A 5841-nucleotide genomic window follows, 5' to 3' on the forward strand; every position below is an offset into this window, starting at 1 on the left:
GTAGAACTATTTGCTAAAAATAGAGAGCTTGTAAACAGAAAAGTTTCACAAGGGTTTGATCGTTTAGAATTAACACCCATGGCAATGCCAACACCCCTTCTGATTGACCGAATGAAAGCAGCTATTCTTAAACACGCAGCAGAGGGTAAAATCTATCAAACTAGACGTTCTCCAACTGAACCTTTAATACCTGTTCGTGTCAATACCGAAAAAATTGTCTGGGTATGGGATACCTTAAGACAGGCAATAGATACAGACGAGATTGTATATTTTCCTCAAGAATATTCAAGCAATCATCAGGGACAGAGCAAATTAGAAGTAGTCAATAATGGACGTATTTGCGCTGTTCCCGGCTGGTCTGTGGGATTAGTTGAAAGTTTACCAATTATGCCGGAGCAAGGCCGAGGAAAGACATTGGGAGGCAGAAAACAATTAGAGATAGGCTCTTCTCCCCGTGATTACCTACGAACATTACAGACAGAAGCTTACCTAGGAGAAACAGGAAAAACACTTGAAGATTTTATTACAAAATTTCTTACCTGCCTCGAAACAACCAATGAAGTAAGCAATGACAGGTATGATAACAATGCCTTATGGCTTCTTGGTCAATATGTGAAATATGTAGAACATGTAAAAAGTGACCTTGTGCCGACTGGGTGGTGGCATAGAGATTTTGGGCGGATTCGCTTGGATGCGCACCGTCCGGGCAATAGACTTTGCACTAAGAGTTGGGGTGGGTATTCCACGGTGAGACTGCTTATGGCTTAATCTCAGATTTTTTATTATTTATTATTATTTTATTATCCTTTTATTATTTTCCTTCTCTATTTCCACACTCCTGAAATTTCCTTGCCGCAGAATCCGCACTTCCCGTCTTTAATGCTGTTTTTAGCAACGGAAAATCCAAAGCGCTCTATCAGCATCTTTTTGCAGTTTGGGCAGAAGGTATTCTCTTTTCCGATAGCAACATTGCCCACATAGACATAGTCCAGGTATTTTTTTGCAGTGGAATATGCGCGCTCAAGAGTTTTTATCGGCGTTTCCTGAATATTTTCCATCTTATACATCGGGAAAAACCTTGAAAAATGAAGCGGAACATCCCTTCCAAGATTTTCCTTAATCCAGATGCACATCCTCTCAATATCCTCCATATTGTCATTTAAGCCGGGGATTATAAGATTTGTAATCTCAATATGAACCTTCTTTTTTTTCAGGAGAAGAAGGGAATTAAGAACAGGATTAAGCTCAGCAGAGCACACCTTCCTGTAAAAGCCAGGTAAAAATCCCTTTAAGTCAACATTATCAGCATCCAGGTATTTTGAGATTTCCAAAAGAGGCTTTTCATTGATGTATCCGTTGCTCACAAAGCTTGTCCTAAGCCCTGATTTTTTTGCAAGCTTTGCAATGTCAAGAGCATACTCAAAGAAAACAGTGGGCTCATTGTATGTGAATGAAATGGTTTTGCAGTTGTTTTCAAAAGCAAGGGAAACAATCTCCTTTGGGCTTATCCCCAAATCCCCTTCTTTTGGAATTCCCCTTGACATCTCCCAGTTCTGGCAGTTCAGGCAGGAAAGATTGCATCCGAAAGTGCCTATTGAAAAGGCGCTGCTTCCGGGAAGGAAATGAAAGAACGGCTTTTTCTCAATTGGGTCAGAATTAAGGGCAATAGGGTTTCCATATGAAAGAGAATATAAGATTCCTGAAATATTCTTCCTCACATTGCAGAATCCGCTCTTTCCTTCAGGGATTGTGCAGCCCCTGGGGCAGAGCAGGCACTTTACGAAACCCCCTTCAATCTTCTGGTAATAGCTGGCTTCTTTCATATTGCATATGCACTTTGCCTTTAAACATTTTATACTTTTGCATTTTTTTGCGGATTTTTTAAAATCTTTCTGATATCGTCGGAAAATGAAATGATTTTTTCCGGAAAACTCGTTGTTCTTCCTTAATTCCTACAGTGTCTGCTTTTTGAACTTAACGAACAAAATGTTAAAAAAATAATAAACCAAACTAGACGGGTATATAAATACCTAATCATTCAGAATTTTGAGAATTAAGCGTTTCCATCTTTAGAGATATCTATTACCCCATCTATAATTAGCCCCGTTTAATAATGAACCTCTTTATCAATATGTGGCAGTATTATTTCTTGATGATTAAGTTTTCAATTCAATTTTCCGGTTTATAAATAATGTTTCTTCATCAATAACTCTTGGAATAGCATGCATCGGACTTTTCCCTTAATTAAAAAGGAATTGAAGAAGATAATAGCCCAATCAATTCTTTTCGGCTTTAGCAATCTCCTCTCTGAACCTTGAGATGAATGTTTCAAAGTCCTTCTCCTTTACGCAGAGCCCGCAGGCATTCTCATGACCTCCACCGTAGCCATCAAGCCCTACAAGGCACTTTTTGATTGTTTCGGGAAGCTTTCCATTTGAGGAGCGGATGCTGCACTTCAAGGTGCCTCCCCTGTTCCTGCCGATTATATTTATCCTGTCAGGGAACCGGTAAAGCATCTCGTTGCTAAGCTCGCCTGTGAAGCTCATCTTCTGCCCGGGATAAGTGTAAATTATCATCTTGTCATTTGAATGGTGCTTTAAAATGTCCTTTACAAGCTCGTCATATTCCTTTTTCACAGCAAGATACTTTTTGTAGATGAATCTTCCTGCTGAGCTTTCCTCGCGCAGGATTTCATAAGGCGACTTTATCCTTGTAAGTATCTTTATGCATTTCATTACATCAGTTGTCTTTCCCTTGAGTGCGAATGCAAATACCCTGCTTAATTCCCCGAGCTTTGTGTTGAAAAGCACTTCAGCCGGGTCTTTCATCTTTTCAGGCAGAAGGTCGGGATATTCCTTTGAGAATTTGTCAGCAAGCTTGTCTGGAAGGTACCAGTCGCCGATAACCCCGACAATTGCAAGCCATAAGTCCTGCTGGACAACCCTGTAGCACCAGTAAGATGTAGGCCTTCCGTCATGCGCTTCACTAATCCTCGGGTTGTAATAATTCACTCCAGAAAGCTTAACTGGCTCGTGATGGTCCAGCCAGATTATCTTTGTTGCGCACTTCTCCACAAATTCCTGGCTCATAAGCGGCTTATCAAGCACAAAAACAGTGTCAGCAGAATATTCATTAACCTTGGCAGCATATTCCTCTTTTACCTCGGGGCTGGACTTTACGATAACTCCCTTTCCCCTTCCAACAAACCTGTAAAAAAGAAGAAATGAGCTTAGGCCGTCAGGATCGTCATCAAAAAAATAAACCGGGCGCTCAGACTTTAAAAGATACTCCCTTATCTCTTCAATCTCAGCTTTTGATATTGGCATTTTTTGCACTTAACCTTTTTTGGCGATTAAAATACTTTGTAGCGATTGGTTAAAAAACTTTTGATTTTAACTAGAGAAGCCCTGGGTTTTTGCCGCAGAATTCAGAATAGAGAAAGCCAAGGCTTTTTTCAACAACTCTTTTTATAATACTTTCTTTTGTGCAGTTTGAGATAATGTCATCCCGCGAGTAGTTTGTGTCTATTATGTGGATTCTTGTCTTATTCTCCTTTTTCATTGAGTAAATCATAAGCTCGTAAAGCCCGTTCAGGAAGTGAAGATATTCAACATCAAGAGTGCTTTTGCTGTTAACCTCTTCAGCGCGCTTTCTTCCGTTTATTCTTTCCCAGAGAGTTGGGTTTGGGTTTCCCCGAAGATAGATTATTGCATCAGGATAGGAAATGTGCTCAGTCATCTCATTTGCAAGGTTTTCATATTTTTTCCATTCGCTTTCATTCATATACTTAAATTCCTTCTGGGCTCTTGCAAATACATTGATGTCCTCATATATTGTCCTGTCAATTATCGCAGACTTCCCTGCTGCTTCTATCTGCCTCATTTTTTTGGCTTTCTCAGAAAGGAAGAACATTTGGCTATCAAATGCCCATCTTGACGGCTCCTGGTAAAACTTTTCAAGGAATGGGTTTTTCTTATCAAGTTCCTCGTAAACCGGGCACTCAATGATTTTTCCAAGGATTTCCGCAAGAGTGGACTTTCCAACGCCAATGTTGCCCGCTATTCCAATGAGATGCCTGTTCCTTGAGAACTCTTCCCTCAGGGAGTATGAACTTTCATCTTCATAAAACGAATCTGCAATTTTCTCAATCTTGCTGTCAGAACAATTCTCGCTTGAAATTCATTCCACCCCAATTATACACACCGGCTGTTTTTTCCCGCATTTATAACCTTTTGTATTTTGGAAAAAACAGGTCAAAGAAGAGTTTTTAGGATTTTATGCTGAAAAACGGCGCTAAAACGCCGTTTTTGGCATCCTAAAAATCCGCGAATCAGAGAGCGTCCGATCAAACGCTCTCAGCGGATTTTTATGATGAGATAAAAAAGAAAAAGAAGGGGGGACTGGAAAGAGAAGGTTTTGCTCAGGCATTTGATGTCGAGATTGGGGGTGTCAACATCAGTTAATAGAATATCAACCTTAAATGCCTCAGAGCACCTCTCTTTCCAGATTATCGGGCTTTATTAATCCAGGCATCTCCCGGAAGCTAAGCCTCCTCCTTTTCACCTCTTATTCTTCCAAGCAAATTCCTGTCCTTCTTGATCGCGCTTTCAATAGCCTCCCTGAGGTAGTCCTGGAGCGTGGTCTTTCTCAGCACAGAGATTATCTTCGCCTGGGAATGAACCTCGTCGCTTAATCCAATGTTGACTTTCCTCATGATGCGTCCGTCTCAAATTTTTATGATTTAAGTTATTGAATAAACCTTTTTAATAAACTTAATTTTAGTTATTTCTCCTATTTATATATTTTATTGTTATTTAGCATAATGATTATTTAAGTTACTTAAAAACTAAAATATTTTTATCATAAATATATCTTTATTATGAATATTATTGAAATGATAACCGCAGAATGCCTTTCCGTCTGAAAAACCGAAATGCAGGAAATAAATCCAAGGAAAATCCTTGTTTCTGCCCCGTCTTTTTTAGATAAATTTATTAATCAAAAGAAATTTAAGGGCAGCATGGAGCTATTGGAAGCAGTTCACAGCAGAAGAAGCGTAAGAAAGTTCACTGAAGAGCCGGTTGCCTGGGGCGATGTTGTGTCGATAATTGAGTCGGGAATGAGCGCGCCGTCTTCAGGAAATCTCCAGAACTGGAAGTTTGTAATAGTAACTGATGAGAATAAGAGAAGGCAGATTGCAGAGGCATGCCTTCAGCAGTACTGGCTTGAAAAAGCGCCGATAATAATCGTGGTATGCTCTCCAACTGAAAAGATAAACCAGTATTACGGAATGCGGGGGGAAAGGCTTTATGCAATACAGAACTGCGCAGCGGCAGTTGAAAACATGCTTCTTACAGCGCATTCTCTTGGGCTTGGCTCATGCTGGGTTGGCGCATTTGATGAAAACGCTGTCCAAAGGGTTCTTGAAAATCCGGATAATGTAAGGATAGAGACAATTATTCCCATAGGGCACCCTGATGAGAAGCCGGAGGAGCCAATGCACCTGAAGATTGAAAGCACATGCTTTTTTGACAAGTGGGGAAACAGGATAAAGGACATGGATTCAGTGCTTTGGAATCATAACATCGGCGGAAAGGCAATTGATTTGGGAAGAAAGGCAGGCGCGTCAATTTCAAGGGGCAAAAAATCAATGCTTGAGAAAATAAAGAGCATGGGCGCAAGAAGAAAAAGATAAATCCAGTATAATATCATTATAATAATTAATTTATTATCGCTGTTTTTCATGATTAAAAAAAAGAGGGTGATAGTGTTGGGCTTATTTGATATTTTCAGGAGAAAGAAAGAGGAAGATATTCTTGGGATTGGGAGACTTGACCAGAA

General features: G+C 40.0%; 6 protein-coding genes. 2 read left to right on the plus strand and 4 right to left on the minus strand.

The features are described from left to right. Positions 1-768: hypothetical protein (locus NTV63_05890; GenBank protein ID MCX6710448.1), on the plus strand; the 768-nt coding region annotated here is incomplete at its 5' end. A 56-nt stretch (positions 769-824) separates the two neighbouring features. Here the strand turns inward: NTV63_05890 and amrS are convergent. The 4 genes from amrS to NTV63_05910 form a co-directional block, all read right to left on the minus strand. Then, positions 825-1823, minus strand: coding sequence for an AmmeMemoRadiSam system radical SAM enzyme (gene amrS / locus NTV63_05895; GenBank protein ID MCX6710449.1), 999 nt, complete (start codon positions 1821-1823; stop codon positions 825-827). 453 nt (positions 1824-2276) lie between these two features. Beyond that, positions 2277-3326 carry a DHHA1 domain-containing protein gene (locus NTV63_05900; protein MCX6710450.1) on the minus strand — a complete coding sequence of 350 codons (1050 nt, stop codon included), beginning with the start codon at positions 3324-3326 and terminating at the stop codon, positions 2277-2279. 70 nt (positions 3327-3396) lie between these two features. Beyond that, positions 3397-4062 carry a deoxynucleoside kinase gene (locus NTV63_05905; protein ID MCX6710451.1) on the minus strand — a complete coding sequence of 222 codons (666 nt, stop codon included), beginning with the start codon at positions 4060-4062 and terminating at the stop codon, positions 3397-3399. Between the two features lie 481 nt (positions 4063-4543). Beyond that, the gene (locus tag NTV63_05910; protein ID MCX6710452.1) at positions 4544-4714 is read right to left on the minus strand and encodes a hypothetical protein; all 171 of its coding nucleotides are present in this window, start codon (positions 4712-4714) and stop codon (positions 4544-4546) included. Between the two features lie 306 nt (positions 4715-5020). On the opposite strand from NTV63_05910, the gene NTV63_05915 reads away from it, so the two are divergent. Next, the gene (locus NTV63_05915) at positions 5021-5695 is read left to right on the plus strand and encodes a nitroreductase family protein (GenBank protein MCX6710453.1); all 675 of its coding nucleotides are present in this window, start codon (positions 5021-5023) and stop codon (positions 5693-5695) included. Positions 5696-5841: the final 146 nt, after the last annotated feature.

The organism is Candidatus Woesearchaeota archaeon (genome assembly GCA_026394965.1).
Taxonomy (GTDB): Archaea; Nanobdellota; Nanobdellia; order Woesearchaeales; family 0-14-0-80-44-23; genus JAPLZQ01.